Origin of the sequence: Chitinophaga oryzae, from assembly GCF_012516375.2 — a bacterium.
Classification (GTDB): Bacteria; Bacteroidota; Bacteroidia; order Chitinophagales; family Chitinophagaceae; genus Chitinophaga; species Chitinophaga oryzae.
Map to the genome: position 1 here is coordinate 3,390,874 of NZ_CP051204.2, position 15,022 is coordinate 3,405,895.

Sequence of the window (15,022 nt, forward strand, 5' to 3'; positions counted from 1 at the left end):
TTATAAGGCCACTTGAATTCCACCCGTAATTGTTCTCATTGTTGGTATATTAAAGATACTTTGTGTTTCGGGGTCACCAATGTAGTTGGTGATAGTGAAAAGGTTAGCAGCTTGCAAAAATAATTTGCAATCCTTTACGGATACTTTTTTCAGATAATATTGGGGAAGAGAGTAAGTAATGGAGATGTTTTTAATTCTGACAAAGGATGCATCACTATATGTGCCGCTGGACAACCGATAAAGCAAGGCTTTTGCGTATGCATCACTATACGTAATGCTGGTGAATTTTTCGAAGGGAGCTATGTCTCCTGTATTTTGCCACCGGTCCAGTACAGCAGTTGGTTGGTTATACATCATCCCGGGATAGTAGTTCGAAAAGAGATCTGCCCGGTAATTCTTTCCCACCTGTTTTCTAAAGGAAACTAAAATGTTTAACTGGAAATTCTTGTACCGTATTTCTGTTCCGATTCCTCCGTAGTAGCTGGGATTTATTTGAGCAACCGTCTGGAGATCTTTAATGTTGATGGAGCCATCATTGTTGAGATCCTCAAAAGTAAACAACCCTGTTTTGGGATCAACGCCCAGTTGCTTGTAGGCGCGGATGATATTGATTGATTTTCCAACTTCATATTGATTGGCGTAGCCGGAAATGCTGAGTCCTGGAAAGCTCTCTAATCTGTTGGATGGAATTGTTATATTACCATTAACACTCCACTTTAGATCCCTCTTGTTGATCATTTTGACTGTAAGGTCCAGCTCTGTTCCCTTGTTGATTATAACTGCAGGTAGATTCTCAAGAATGCTATAAAACCCGGTCTGTCCCGGAAGCGGAGCATTTACAAGTTGATTATCACTCCTGTTTTTATATATATTGGCCGACAACAATATTTTATCCTTCCAAAGGCCAAGGTCTATGGAGATTTCCAGCTTTTTGTTTCGTTCCCAGGAGAAGTTGGGATTGAACAGAATGTCCGGTCTGAGCGCTGGAGTACCCTGATATGGAGGTACTCCCATTGAGCTCCAGCTGGGAAGGTATTGATAGTCGCCTATTTGGTCGTTACCGGTTACTCCGTAACTGCCTCTTAGTTTTCCATAACTAAGTACAGATGACAACGGCGAAATAAATTTCTCATTGCTAAAGATCCATGCTACTCCTGCTGATCCAAAATTAGAGAATCTCTTTCCCGGGCCAAAGCGAGACGAGCCGTCTCTTCTGCCCGTTAAATTAATTATGTATTTGTCAGAATAGATATAGTTTAACCTGCCAAAAACTGCCTGATATCTATATTTGACATCATTTGACGTCTTATAGGAGATGTTGGGAGCAGCGGCCAATGACCCCAGTAAGTTGTCGGAAGTATATCCGGTAGCCATAATAAATAGAAAGTCTCTTTTATTATCTTGTAACGTACTACCGACCAGTGCATCTAATTTTCCTTTCAAGAGAGAGGTGGTATAGTTGATCTGCGGCTCAATAATCCAGCTTTTTATGTTACCATTTGAAAATGTAGATGTTCCTGTTGGGTTATCGACGGGGTCTTGTGATAAAATAGGGCTTGTCTGAGTTTCTTTGGTGTTTATGATATTAAATCCTGCGTTTACCGCAACGGTGAGGTTGGGGAGCAGTTTGTAATTCAGATTTAGCCGGGTTAAATAATTGTTGGAATTAACGGTGTACTTTTTCTCTAAATCACCCAGCGGATTATGAAACGGGATACCTTTTTCCTGCCAGTTTAATTGCCCCGTGGAATCATAGAGAGAAGGGATGTTGGGAGGTGAGAGAATACTAAATCCACTAGCTGCTGGCAGAGTATTGTTATCGAAACTTGAGATCGCGGCGAGAGAAATAGTCAGTTTTCTGTTGAGAGAGGTATGGCTCAGGTTGAAGTTCAATGATGGCCTGCTGTCCGCGCCATCAGCAGGAAATACAGATGTTTCTCGATGAAGGGTTCCGCTGACCAGAAATTGCGTAGAAGCATTCCCACCTGACAGGGACAAGGTAGCATTATATACTTTAGCGGTACCTCCTAACAGAAGTTTCTGGATATCTGTGTATCTGGTGGTGTCCCAGATCATCAGATCCGGGGCATATCCGATACTGCCGGGAATTGCACTCGGAGTGATGCCGTCGTTTTTGAAAGCTTCTTTTCGAATAGCGATGTACTGTTGTGTGTTCAACATATCTAAACTCCTGGTAACCTTGCTCAGACCTCCGTTAACTATTGCCTGGAAGGAAGTTAGTCCCGGTTTTCCTCTTTTAGTAGTAATCAGCACTACGCCATTCGCTCCCCGGCTGCCGTATATGGCTGTTGCATCAGCATCTTTGAGCACCTCGATACTCTCTATGTCTGCCGGGTTAATCATGCTAAACGGGCTTAGCCCCGCTCCGTTTCCGTTAGTTAGCAGTGAGCTTACGTTGTTGAGGTTGTTGTTGTTGGGCGCAAATGGGATACCGTCTATGATATAGAGAGGCTCAGTCCCGTTTATGAGTGAATTCTGACCTCTGATCTGGACTTTCACCGAAGCGCCGGGAGCGCCGCTGCTTTGTGTGACCAGCATACCCGGTACGCGTCCTTCCAGGGTGGCGAGCGGGTTGGAAATCGGCTGCCGGCCGATCTCTTCCGCCGTTACTTTACTGATAGAGCCAGTGTTCAGTCTGCGGGAGGTAACACCATAGGCCATTACGACAGCCTCGTCCAGTTTGTTGTTAGCAATGTCCATCTGAATATGAAGGGGGCTATTGCCGGAAGCACTGATCTGCTGTGGTACATAACCTGTGTAGGTAATCAATAACACTGCTCCGTGTGGGACGTTGTTTAGAGTAAATGCGCCTTTTTCATTGCTGATGGTTCCTTTTCGTGTAGCCTTTATGTATATAAACGCGCCAGGGAGTGGTGTGCCGTTAATGTCTCTTACTTCACCTGTTACAATACGGCCGGCAGCGGAATCGGGGGGAAGCAAATTAGCGGAAGCTTCCGTTTTCTCCGGTTTTAATACTACCGTTTTCATTCTGAATTCCCATGTAATGCCACGCGGCGACAGCAGGTTTTTAAAAACACTACTGAGGGCTGTTTCTTTTACGTTGATACTTACACGGTACGAATCCTGTACCTGGTTGGTATTGTACATGAATACGAGGCCGGTTTGCCTTTCAATTCCCTTAAATACCTGGTTTAACGGAGCATCCCTGAATGACAGCGTTACCTTTATGTCTCCCTGGCTGCCAGCCATAGCGGAAAAGGAGATGCACAGGATGCAGCCGTAAAGCATCAGTACCAGTAGCTTGCGGAGACTGTCGCCGCGCAAGGAGTGAGTAATGTTCATGACAATGTGTTGATAGGTTTGGATAAGTTGTTGTTGTTGTTGTTGTTGTTGAATGAATGTTAAAATGAGGTATCCCCATTATGAAGACAACATTTAAATTATTCAGGGCTAACAGCGGGGTGGATTTTTCATATTAACTTAATGTTATGCAGGTTACAGAAAAATAACATATAGAATTTTTATAATTGAGATGAGACTCCGTTATTTGCATATCAAATTTTCATAACAACCGCTTAACAATTTAATTTTTGTCCATTCTGCAGTAACCACCATCAATCTCTTATTTTCATGTAACAAATAGAAGCATAGCATTAACAGTATGCTGCCTTACGTTACATCGGCTGTATAACGGAAACATAGGCCTCCGTCAAGCATAGACATTGGCGCATGGCTTTAAGCAATCTTCTCATAGTTGCGCCATTGACTTTGGTGAGTCATCCCTGTTTATCCCTTTGAAATGGTGTTTAGCAGTCTTTGTTCGTACAGCATACCTTACCGAACGCAAGTCATGAACAGATTTGGAAATGATATGATACTATGGCAGCAGCTGAAGGAGCATGATCCCGAAGCCTTTGCCCATATTTATATCACCTATCGGAAATGGTTGATGGTAGTGGCCTATGGGATACTGCAGGATGATACGGAAGCACAGGATGTGGTACAGAAATTTTATGTCGACCTCTGGCAAATGGACTGGGGGAAAACCGGCACATTATCCGGCCCGATCAGGAACTTTCTTTTCATCAGTATCAGAAACCGCTGTCTGAACCAGGTCCGGGCAAATGAAATTAAACGGAAACGCGCTACCGCCATTCAGCTTTCGGGGGAATATGAACCACCTGTCAACATTCTGGAGACCAAAGAACTGCAACAACAGCTGTCGCATGCAATGTCTAAGCTGCCCGCCGTACGTTCCAGGGTTTTTAAACTCGGATATTTATATCAGTATTCCCGGCAACAGATAGCCCGCCATCTTGGTATTAGCGAGGCCACCGTTAAAACACATATGGCGCTCGCATTGAAGGACTTGCGCAATCTGCTGAAAAATAGTGTATATTAATATTAGCCCGTCCAACTTAGAAATGTGTCTTTATTAGCGTAATGAGAAGTAATCCGGAAATACAAAGGCTGATAACAGAAAAGCTCGGAGGCATTATCAGCGCCGCCGATGAGGCCTATCTTGACCATCTGATCGAAACCGACCATCAGGTGGCTGTTATGTGGCAGCAAACTAAAAGTTTATACCGTCAGGAAGATCTGGACAATAACTTCCGACGTTTTGATGACCTCCCATGGCAGGAGATGCCATTTCAATCGGAAGTGGATGCTGCGCTTCAACAAAGGAAAAATCAGCCCGCCAGGGAAATACGTCGGCTACAGCCGTTGATATCGGCCGCCGCTATTGCCTTCCTGATATTGACGATCACAGGAGGATGGCTATTCCGTTCCCGTACTGCGGCACCTGAATCTTTATCGCTGCTTAATTCTTCGACCGGTGTCCAATTGTTGCTGGGCGATGGTCAGAGGCTGAACTTGTCTAAAGACAGTGGAATCCTCCACATTGGTACCACACAGGCCGTCAATACTAATAATACGCTTTCACTGCCCGAAAGTACCATTCAGAACAAGCATGGTAATGAAAACTTAACATTAGCCGTCCCCATTGGGCAATACTACACCATAAAGCTTTCGGATGGGACCGTAGTGGCACTGAATGCTGCTTCTACACTAAGGTTCCCCGTACCTTTCTCCACGGACGCTCGTGAGGTATATCTTTCCGGAGAGGCGTTTCTTACCGTTGCCAAAGATGCGGCGCGCCCCTTCCTGGTACATACCGCACAAGGTACTGTACAGGTGCTGGGCACATCCTTTAATGTGAATACCTATGATAGCGGTAGCGTAAAAGTATCTTTAGTGGAGGGCGCGGTGAAAATGAACGACGTGCCGCTCAAACCCGGTCAGCAAGCCATAGCAACAAACAATGGCATCCGCATCCAACCCTTCGACGAACCCGAGGAACTCTCCTGGCGCCGGGGCGTCTTCTACTTCTCCAATACCACCCTGGCCGATATCACCCGCATACTGCCCCGCTGGTTCGGTATACCCGTGATCATGGACAATACCCGCATCGCCGGGGAAACCTTTACCGGCAGCCTGGAACGCAACCAGCCCATCACGGTATTCCTCGATAACCTGAAATCAACGACAACAGTAGATTACTACTTCGATAAAAAAGGCAGCCTGCATTTCAAATAACAGATCATTTATCCAGCCACTGTTTAAACAGCGGCACTTTCTCTTTGCTGACCAGCACTTCCCGCTCAGGATCGCGCTTCAGCCGTATCTGTAATTTGCCGGCAAAAGAATGGAGTATACGGTCTATACTATGTACGCCGATGATATGCTGCCGGTTGGCACGGAAAAACTGTACGGGGTTCAGCTGCTCTTCCAGCTCATCCATCGTCTGGGTCACCACCACATGCGATTTGTCTTTTAACACGAGGTGTGTCACATTGGCGGCGTAAAAAACGAAGTCCACATCTTCTACCAGCACGGTGCGGTAGCCATCCCGGAAAGGGAGCATAAAACGCGTCCGGTAGGTCACTTCTTTCTGCCTGAAAAACTCCAGCAGCTGCTGCACCATATCGGTCGGCCCCGCCTGCGCCGGCTCTTTTTTGATCTTGTCCAGCGCCTGCCGCAGGTCTTCTTTCTCTATAGGTTTCAACAGGTAGTCAATACTATTTACCTTAAAGGCACGGATAGCGTATTCATCGTAGGCAGTGGTGAAGATAACGGGGCATTCGAGAGATACCTGCTGAAAGATATCGAACGACAGGCCGTCGGCCAGCCGTATGTCCATCAGCACCACATCGGGATGGGAATGTTCCCTGAACCAGGCCACGCTGCCGGTGACTGTATCCAGCATCGCATCTACCACCGCATCGGGACAGATATCCAGTACCAGGTTCTTTAAGCGGGTGGCATTGGGCTTTTCGTCTTCAACGATCACAATTTTCATACAAGTAATTTAAAAGTCCAGTAATGGCAGCGTCACCATAAACATCCCGTTTTCTTCCCGGATATCAGGGGTCCGGTCGGAGAGCAGGGCATAACGGTTGCGGATATTTTCCAGGCCCAGTTTGGTTGACGGGATCACATTGGGGATACGCTGTGTATTATTGCTGACAGTTAGTTTTCCTTCTTCGCTTTGATAAATATGAATGTGCAACGGGTGTTCGCCGGTAGCCACATTATGTTTGATGGCATTCTCTATCAGCAGCTGCAGCGTGATAGGAGGGATGCCCCGGCCGGAGAGCTCGTCCGGCACATCTATGCGGATGTCTACGTTGTCGCCGTGACGGATCCGGATCAGGTAGATATAAGCTTTTATAAAACGTAGTTCTTCTTTCAGCGTGATAATGTCATTCGGCAGATTCACGATCATATACCGGTACACACGCGACAGGTTTTCCAGGAAAGACAACGCCGTATTTTTATCCTCTTCAATCAGCGCCGACAACGTACTGAAATTGTTAAACATAAAATGCGGGTCCAGTTGTAGCTTGAGCGACTGTAACTGCGACTGCATCGCTATCTGCCGTAGCTCGGACGCTTTGAGCTCCAGCTCGGATGCCTCCAGCATAGACGTTTTCCAGCGTTGCAGGAAATAGTTGCCTGTATGCACGGCACTGATCAGGATAGACAGCATCACACATACGAAGACAAACTGCCACTCATCCAGCTTTTCCGGGATGGTCACCGGCTCGTTCTCCCGGGGACCGAAGATCAGCGACAGCACCACGTAAAATATACTCAGCAGGATGCCCACGGAAATAATCTGCCCAAAAAGCTGGGCCACAAAACGCCGGATAGGCCACTGCTCCCAGGGAATCCACCGGTCCATCCAGCGGGCGGTGATCAGGCTGACCTCTGTAATCAGCCAGCAGAAAATCATCATGATGGTGATCTCTATCACCCACTCTTTCCTACTCTGCTTGAACATCCTCACCCAGGATTCGCTGTAGGGATTTACCAGGTAGGACAACAGGTAGTACAGGAGAAATATCATCGGAATAATAAATATCCGGTAATACCTGTTGAACATCTTCTCTGCCATGTTATTCTTGGTCATTGCTTGTTTTTAGTGCTTCAACCGGCCCTAAATATAAAATAATCAGGCTTATCATGTTGTTACAACTATTTCCAGCCGCCGCCCAGGGAGCGGTAAAGCTCCACCACGGCACCCTGTTGGGCGCGCTGTACGGAAGCAAGGTCCAGTTCACTTTGCAGCACGTTGCTTTGTGCCGTGATCACTTCCAGGTAGGTGGCCATGCCACTTTGAAACAGTAAGCCGGCATTTTTGGTGGCGCTTTGCAGCTTGTCCACCCGCAGCTGCGTCATCTCCTGTTGCACTTTGAGCTTGTCCAGCTTCACGAGAGCGTCCGATACTTCTCCTACAGCTGTCAGTACCGATCTCCGGAAGTCGATAGCTGATTTTTCCCATTCGATTTTAGCTATTTCCCAATCTGTCTTTAACTTCTTTCGCTGGAAGATGGGCTGCGTAATGCTGCCGGCTACTGTTTCAAAAAGGCTGCCTGGTATGCTGAACCAGTTGCTGGCCTTAAACGTATTAAGACCCGCGGTGGCGGTAATATTAAGGGCGGGGTACATGCTGGCCTGTGCGATGCCCGCTTTGGCGTTAGCTACTTTTACGGCCATCTCGGCGGCATGTACATCGGGGCGCTGACTGAGCAGACTGGCGGGCACGCCGGCCTGCAGGGGACTGCCTGTTACTATGGATGAAGGCCGGTTGCTCCGGGCAATGCTGGCAGGCAGCGTGCCGGTGAGAATGCTCAGCGCGTTTTCCTGGAGCTTGATCTGCTGTTCCAGTTGGGGTAACAGGGCGGCAGCCACCTGCCGTTGTGCGGCGGTTTGCTCTATAGCGAGATTGTTGATCATCCCGGACTGATATTGCAGCTGCATCATGGACAGCGTGCTGTCGTTGAGCGCCAGGTTCCTGGCGGCGATAGCATGCTGCTGGTCAAGCATCAGCAGGTTGTAATAGCCCTGCGCCACTTCACTGACAATACGGGTCTGTACCGCGCGGGCAGCTTCGGTGCTCTGCAGGTAGCCGGCGAGGGCGGCCTCTTTCAGCCGGCTGATTTTCCCCCAGGCCACCACTTCCCAGCTCAGGCTCACGTTGGCGTTATAATCGTCCATGTAACGGGTGCCCATAAACTGGTCGGCCATTGAGCCGTTCAAACTGTTTTTCGACGGGTAACTGCGGTTGGCCTGTATCTGCAGGTTGATGTCGGGCAGATTGCCCAGCCGTGAGGTTTTGACCGTCTGCGCTGCGATCTCCGTATTTTTCAGGGCGGTCTGTATATCGAAATTATGCGCGATAGCGCTGTCGATCAGGGCTTGCAGCACCGGATCGGTGAAAAAAGTCTTCCACGACAGCTGGCCGATATTGCTGCTGTCGGCCGGCACAGCAGCGTCCCGGTACTTTTCGGGCAGCGCGGTGGCCGGTCTGGTGAACTCTTTGCCCACCCTGCAGGCCATTACCGTGCTGGTGAGCACGGCCATGGCGAACAACAGTGATTTATTGATAGTCATTGTAATACTATTTTTTAGAAAGTGTTTATACTGCTACAGGTTCTTTGATGACTACCGGCTTGTGAACGGTAACTTTTTCCTGCAGGTACTGGAACACGATAAACAATACCGGGATAATGAACACACCGAGGATAACACCGGACAACATACCGCCGGCGGTACCGATACTGATGGAATGGTTGCCCAGCGCCGACGGCCCTTTTACGATCGTCAGCGGCATCAGGCCGGCCACAAAAGCGAGCGATGTCATGATGATCGGACGCAGACGCAGCTTGGCTGCCTCCAGGGCGGCCGACAGGAGCGTTTTGCCCGCACGGCGCCGCTGTACGGCAAATTCCACGATCAGGATAGCGTTCTTGGCCAGCAGCCCTATCAGCATCACCAGTCCCACCTGCACATAGATGTTATTGTCGATACCGGCCATATTGATGGCGAGGAACACGCCCAGGATACCGGTAGGGATGGACAACAGTACGGCCAGCGGCAGCAGGTAACTTTCATATTGCGCTGCCAGCAGGAAATACACAAACACCAGCGCCAGTACGAAGATGAACACCATCTGGTTGCCGGCCGTTTTTTCTTCCTTGCTTAAACCGGTCCACTCATAGCTGAAACCTGTCGGCAGTTTGGTGGCCGCCAGCCGCTCCACGGCCTTGATGGCGTCGCCGGTGCTGAAGCCCGGTTTGGGAATAGCGTTGATGGTAATGGAGTTGAACAGGTTGTAACGGTTCATCATCTCCGGGCCATACACTTTTTTTAGTGTGATAATACTGTTCACCGGCACCATCTGCCCCTGGTCATTCTTCACAAAGATGCCTTCCAGGCTGGTAGGGTTGCCGCGGGCTTCCGGTTCGGCCTGCACCATCACGCGATAGTATTTGCCGAAGCGGTTAAAATCGTTGGCCTGGTTACTGCCGTAGTAGGTCTGCATAGTCGCCATCAGATCACTCACGCTCACGCCCAGCTGCTTCGCTTTCACGGCATCCACCATGATCTCGTACTGCGGGAAGTCCGCCTTGAACATGGTAAAGGCAACGCCTATCTCGGGTGTCTGCATCATCTCACCGATGAACTTATTGGCGGTTTCGCTGAACTTTTCCACCGGGCCGCCGGTACGGTCCTGCAGTACCAGCTCCAGGCCGCTGAAGGAACCGAAGCCGGGCACTGTCGGGAAGGTAAACACACTGAAGGCGCCTTCCTTGATGGCGGCCAGCTGCTCGGTAAGCACATATACGATGTCGTCGATGTTGCTGGTGTCGCCACGTTCTTTGATCGGTTTCAGTTTTACAAAGCCCATAGCATAAGCCGGGCTGGCGCCGTTACTCAGGATGTTATAACCGGAGATGCTGGTCTCGGATTCCACGAAAGGCATTTTTTGCAGGATACTGTCTGCACGGTGCAACACCTGGGTGGTCCTGTCCAGGCCCGCTCCAGGAGGGAGGGACAGGGAGTAGGCCACGAAGCTGCCGTCCTCATTGGGGATAAAGCCCTTGGGCGTTACCTGCATGAGCCATACGGTGACAGCGGTCACGATAGCGAGTAAACCAAGTCCCACCCATTTATAGGAGATCAGCCATTTAACGGCACGGCCGTATTTGTTGGTGAGCGCTGTAAAACCACTGTTGAACGCGGTAAAGAAACGGCCGGCAAAGCCTTTGGGAGCTGCGGCCTTTCCATCGTGGCTGCCTTCGCCGGCGTGGGTGTTCTTCAGGAAGAGGGCGCACAATGCAGGGCTGAGCGTCAGCGCGTTCAGCGCCGAGATCAGGATGGCGATGGCCAGCGTAAACGCAAACTGCCGGTAAAACACGCCCGTCGGGCCTTCCATGAAGCCTACCGGGAGGAACACGGCCGCCATCACCAGCGTGATAGACACGATGGCGCCGGTGATCTCGCCCATGGCCGACATGGTGGCGGCTTTGGCGGGCAGGTGCGATCGCTCCATCTTGCTGTGCACGGCTTCCACCACCACAATGGCGTCATCCACCACGATACCGATGGCCAGCACCAGCGCAAAGAGCGTCAGCATGTTGATGGAAAAGCCCATCATCTGCAGGAAAAAGAACGTACCTACCAGCGACACCGGCACGGCGATGGCCGGGATCAGCGTGGAACGGAAGTCCTGCAGGAACAGGAACACGATCACGAATACCAGGATGAAAGCTTCTATCAGCGTGGACTTCACCTGTTTGATAGAGATGTCCAGCTGCTCTTTGGTGCTCATGGTCACGTTGTAACGTATCCCTTTGGGGAACAGTTTGGACGCGTTGTCCATCACTTCGCCGATAGCGGTCTGGATGGCGTTGGCGTTAGATCCGTTGGTCTGGAAGATGGCCATGGTCACGGCGTCTTTACCATTCACACGGTTGTCGGTGGTGTAGTTGGCCGATCCCAGCTCGATACGGGCGAGATCTTTCAGGTACAACACAGACCCGTCGGGCGCTACGCGGATCACAATTTTTTCATACTGTTCGGGGAGATTGAATTTCCCTTTATAGTTGATCACGAAAGACAAGGGCTCGTTGGTGCCTTCCCCGAATTTACCGGGAGCGGCTTCCAGGCTCTGGTCGCGGATAGCGTTCATTACCTCGGCGGGGGTGACATTATAGGCGGACAACTGTTCAGGCTTCAGCCACACCCGCATGGAGTAGTCTTTGGCGCCGAAGACCTGCGCCTGGCCTACGCCCGGGATACGTTTGATCTCCGGTATCACGTTGATCTTAGCGTAGTTCTGAAGGAAAGCCTCGTCATATTTTTTGTTGTCGTCGCTCACCAGGTCCAGGATCATGATCATCCCGTTCTGTTGTTTGGTGGTGGTAACGCCGGCTTGTATTACCTCGGAAGGCAGCTGGCTGGTTACCTGCGACACGCGGTTCTGTACGTTCACCGCTGCCTGGTCGGGGTCGGTGCCGAGTTTGAAGAAAACGGTGACCATGCCCGTACCGTCGTTGCTGGCGGTGGACTGTATATAGGTCATGTTTTCCACGCCGTTGATGGCTTCTTCCAGTGGCGTTACCACCGAACGCAGTACGGTGGCGGCGTTGCCGCCGGGGAAAGTGGCGCTGACCATTACGCTTGGCGGCGCAATGTCGGGGAATTGGGTCACCGGCAGACGGGTAAGTCCTACGATGCCCAGGATAACCAGGATCACCGATATCACGGTGGCGAGTACTGGTCGTTGAATGATTTTATTCAGCATGGCTTGTATTACTTTGGATTTATTTTCCCGCTGCAGGGGCATCGGTAGCTTTAGTGCCGGCGGCAGGTTTCACCACAGCGCCCTCCATCAGGGTCTCGATGCCGGCGGTCACGATCTTATCGCCTTTCTTCACGCCGTCGCGGACGATGAAGTTCTCCCCGCTGCGGCCTGCGAGGTCGAGAATACGGCGTACTACTTTGTTGCTGTCGGCCACCTGGTACACAAACACTTTGTCCTGCATTTCCAGTGTGGCCGCCTGCGGTACCTGTATTACTCCGCTAAAGAGCTGTTCTACCCTTACTTTGCCGGTATTGCCGGAACGCAGCAGGGAAGCGGGGTTGGGGAAGGTGGCACGCAGACTGATAGCGGCGGTGGTCCTGTTGAACTGACCGTCTACCATCTCAATACGCCCTTTCTGGCTGTAGGTCTCCCCGTTGGAAAGGATCAGCGTTACCGGGCGCAGCTGTTTCAGCTGTTGCTGTAAAGTAACGCCGGAAGCGCCTTTGCTGAAGTTCATGAAATCGTTTTCACTCATGGAGAAATACGCATATACTTCGCTGATGTCAGACAGGGTGGTGAGTGGGGCGGCATCGCCTTTACCAACGAGGTTGCCTATACGCTTAGGGATACGGCCAATGTAACCGCTCACCGGCGCTTTTACCAGGGTAAAGCCTACGTTGATACGGGAAGAAGCTACCGCCGCTTTTGCCTGTTCTACGTTGGCTTTGGCGGTCTGAAGGGTGGCGAGTGCTGTTTTTAACTGCATTTCGGCCATCACTTTATTATCTACCAGCGGTTTAACTTTGTCAACCTCCAGCTGGGCCGCATTCAGCGCAGATTCCATGGCATGCAGACTGGCGATGTCTTTGTTGAGCTGTTCGCGGTAGGTCTGGTCATTGATCTGGAACAGCGGTTGGCCGGCTTTTACAAAGCTGCCTTCATCCACAAAGATTTTATCGAGATAACCATCCACCTGCGGACGGATATCGACGTTCACCTTACCTTCCAGCAGGGCGGAATAATCGCTGGTGGTCATCGCAGTGGTGGAATCCAGTGTCAGCACCGGCAGTTCGGGCACAGGAGCCTCCATTCCGGCAGTTTCAGCGCCGGCTTTATTACCACAGCTGCTGAGGGCAGCCGGCAACAGGCAGGCGATGATCAGCCCCGGGATCAGTCGTCTGCTTCCTTTGTTGCTTTGTTGGTGTGTCATTGCCATCATTTTTTCTTTATAAAGAGCAAATGTGGCCGATTACGGGAGATCTCCTGCCGACAATCGGGGTGAACCGGAAAAAATGGGCGATGAACCGGAAAATGGGGGGAATGAAAAAAAGCTTTCCAGATAAGTTTATTGAGGGTTAGTCCATCCGGAGCCATTGGGGGATATAGCGGGCGATAACGGCTTTGCCGGTATAGTGAAACAGGATGCGCTGTAATATCTCAAGGCAAATGATGAGGCACACTGTAAACATTATAGCCATGACGCAGATGAAGTGGGAGGACAGACGATGTGGTCCGAACAGGTTAGCCGGAGGAGTGGAAGACAAATGCCATATGCCGGCCATCATCAGATAGGTGAAGGCTATGGCGACAAGTGATTTTAATAATCGGAGAAGAAAGGTGTCGGAAGTAACTGTCAGTATCTCCATGGTGTTTACTGCGAGCAGGCTGACGGGTAGCAAGAGCAGTAAAGTTTCAACCTGTAACTGAATTCTCTGCCGGTAAACGCCAAAAGCTCCACTGCCAAGCCAGGAGGCAGGAATGATCGTTGTCAACCAGTAAATTCCGGTAAACAAAACTGCTATCGCTATATAAGGTAACAACCGGCGTAAAGTCATCTCGCTTTATTCGGTGAACAGCCAAACTTCTTTTTAAATGCGGTACTGAAATGCTGGATAGAGGAATATCCCAGCATATCGGCGATTTCGCCGACGGTCTTATGCTGGTCCAGCAGGTAGGTACGGGCCAGTTCCAGCCGCTGTTCGGCTACGAAGCTGAAGGCGGTGGTGTTGAACAGTTCCTTAAAGCCGTGTTTCAGTTTGTATTCGTTGAGCCCTGCCAGTTTGGCCAGCGCGGAGAGGGTAGGAGGGTTCTCCAGGTTTTGCGCCAGATGCTCGCGTGCAAAGTACAGCCGGTCGCGGTCATAAGGTGTACGTACGACGGGGTTTTTCCGGTGGTGGTGCTGGTGATAGGACGCTGCCTGTAACACCAGCATTTCGATGGCTTTGGAAAAAAGAAACATCTTTTTGATGCCGCCCTGGTAATCGCAATGGTTAATGGAATAGATGGCCTGTTGCATGGGGAGGCTGATCGGCATCGATTGTGCGGACAGTATGCCGGGTTTTCCGCTCAGCACCTTGTCGGCAAACCGTTGCAATGCGTCGTCGGAATGTTCGGTGAGCTGCACGAAAGTATCCTTGGTGAATTGCAGGATGAAAGCGGAAGCTTCCAGTTCCTGGATATTCAGCACGCCCCGCTCCCCGTTATTGAACAACATGTTGTGCGTGTTGCTGGTAAAATGGACCGGCACTTTCCCTTCCAGCGGCTCCATGACCAGGTGTCCTTTCATCAGGAAGTGCAGGTGGACCAGGTCCGCTTCGGTCTGCCAGCTCATCTGGCTGCGGCTGTGATATTCCCAGTCACTTTTGATCATGCGGATACCATCAAACTGCCAGTTGCACATCTTTCCCCGTCCGAAGGGGAGAGATACTTCGGTGGCGCCTTCATGCAATTGCGGTGCATTAATATCCGGTCTTGTGTCGTCGGCCCTGGAGGTGGCATTGCCGGAATCATCCCATTCAAGCGGCATGGTACTTTTTTTACAAATCTAATTCCTTTTTATATAAATAAGGCTCCTTTTAATGTAAATGGAAAAGGCGGGCGGGGCAG

The 15,022-nt window shown here is 50.4% G+C and carries 10 protein-coding genes; 2 read left to right on the forward strand and 8 right to left on the reverse strand.

Annotated features, from left to right (window positions below; all coding sequences use genetic code 11):
* Entirely contained in the window at positions 1-3,324 is a 3,324-nt protein-coding gene (locus HF324_RS14150) for a SusC/RagA family TonB-linked outer membrane protein (RefSeq protein WP_168860094.1), read from the reverse strand.
* 508 nt (positions 3,325-3,832) lie between these two features.
* Here HF324_RS14150 and HF324_RS14155 point away from each other — a divergent pair.
* Both HF324_RS14155 and HF324_RS14160 read left to right on the forward strand, forming a co-directional pair.
* On the forward strand, positions 3,833-4,384 hold the full coding sequence (locus HF324_RS14155; RefSeq protein ID WP_168803097.1) for a sigma-70 family RNA polymerase sigma factor: 552 nt from the start codon (positions 3,833-3,835) through the stop codon (positions 4,382-4,384).
* A 41-nt stretch (positions 4,385-4,425) separates the two neighbouring features.
* Complete coding sequence (locus HF324_RS14160) at positions 4,426-5,580, forward strand: FecR family protein (RefSeq protein ID WP_168803098.1); 1,155 nt, start codon at positions 4,426-4,428, stop codon at positions 5,578-5,580.
* Positions 5,581-5,584: 4 nt separating this feature from the next.
* Here the strand turns inward: HF324_RS14160 and HF324_RS14165 are convergent, their stop codons facing one another.
* From HF324_RS14165 to HF324_RS14195, 7 genes are all read right to left on the reverse strand, one after another.
* On the reverse strand, positions 5,585-6,343 hold the full coding sequence (locus HF324_RS14165) for a LytR/AlgR family response regulator transcription factor (protein WP_168803099.1): 759 nt from the start codon (positions 6,341-6,343) through the stop codon (positions 5,585-5,587).
* Positions 6,344-6,352: 9 nt separating this feature from the next.
* The gene (locus HF324_RS14170) at positions 6,353-7,456 is read right to left on the reverse strand and encodes a sensor histidine kinase (protein WP_168860095.1); all 1,104 of its coding nucleotides are present in this window, start codon (positions 7,454-7,456) and stop codon (positions 6,353-6,355) included.
* 65 nt (positions 7,457-7,521) lie between these two features.
* A complete protein-coding gene (locus HF324_RS14175) occupies positions 7,522-8,940 on the reverse strand; it encodes an efflux transporter outer membrane subunit (protein WP_168860096.1) in 1,419 nt (472 codons plus the stop codon).
* A 25-nt stretch (positions 8,941-8,965) separates the two neighbouring features.
* Positions 8,966-12,136, reverse strand: coding sequence for an efflux RND transporter permease subunit (locus tag HF324_RS14180; protein WP_168803102.1), 3,171 nt, complete (start codon positions 12,134-12,136; stop codon positions 8,966-8,968).
* Between the two features lie 19 nt (positions 12,137-12,155).
* Positions 12,156-13,346: an efflux RND transporter periplasmic adaptor subunit gene (locus HF324_RS14185; protein WP_168803103.1), complete on the reverse strand. Its 1,191-nt coding sequence runs from the start codon at positions 13,344-13,346 to the stop codon at positions 12,156-12,158.
* Between the two features lie 145 nt (positions 13,347-13,491).
* Positions 13,492-13,782, reverse strand: a complete 291-nt coding sequence (locus tag HF324_RS14190) for a hypothetical protein (RefSeq protein WP_193114995.1) — start codon at positions 13,780-13,782, stop codon at positions 13,492-13,494.
* Positions 13,783-13,967: 185 nt separating this feature from the next.
* Complete coding sequence (locus HF324_RS14195; RefSeq protein ID WP_168860098.1) at positions 13,968-14,942, reverse strand: helix-turn-helix transcriptional regulator; 975 nt, start codon at positions 14,940-14,942, stop codon at positions 13,968-13,970.
* Positions 14,943-15,022: the final 80 nt, after the last annotated feature.